This window comes from Treponema sp. R6D11, assembly GCF_054786075.1.
Genome location: NZ_BDHD01000594.1, coordinates 1 through 734, shown reverse-complemented (window position 1 = coordinate 734; position 734 = coordinate 1). Strand labels below are relative to the sequence as shown.

Sequence of the window (734 nt, the reverse complement as noted above, 5' to 3'; positions counted from 1 at the left end):
AATAAGGGTTAAATAATTTTCCGTATCAGCGGCATGAAGCTCTTCGTCAGCGGTAGCGCGCCAAATTGCTTTTCCGTCGGGGATTTCATTTGAATATGTAACTTCAATCAGTCCTGATTTGTCCCACAATTTTTTCCACCACTCGGCACTGTGCCATGAGTACATATTCGGTTCCCATAGTGGTTTCAATGCCTGCGGCAGACCGTTTTCAAATTCGTGGGTCAATCCGGGATTTACGATGCCGAATTGTCCGCCTTTTTTAACAAGTTTTGCAAAATGATCCCCTAAATAACATTCATCAGTTCCATAATAATGGTATGAGTCGATACTTATTACAGCGTCAAAAAAATTATCGGCATAAGGCAGTTTATGAGCCTCCGCCTGAATAGGTGAAACTTTATCGCTAACGCCGGCTTTAACAAAACGTTGGTAGTTATCGGTAGCGTTAAACCAAAGATCATTGGCAAATACGGTAACGTCAAATTCTTTCGCCAAAATGATCGATGTAAATCCGGCTCCGCAGCCCATGTCCAATATACGCATACCGGGTTTTAATATCATTTTATCGCATAATTCTTCGAGCAGGACTATACAATTTGGTCCAGTAATGTACACCCTGTCTTTTCGTATATCTTTAATCATGTCATTGATTAAAGCATCGTATTTTTGTTGCCTCTTGGGGATTATCTCTAAAATATGGTCTATTTGTCCATATTCTTAATCCTTCAGTAACA

At 40.1% G+C, this 734-nt stretch carries 1 protein-coding gene; it reads right to left on the bottom strand.

The genetic code is table 11. The features are described from left to right. Window positions 1-642: SAM-dependent methyltransferase (locus ACYVTD_RS14915; protein WP_461248500.1), on the bottom strand; the 642-nt coding region annotated here is incomplete at its 3' end. Window positions 643-734: the final 92 nt, after the last annotated feature.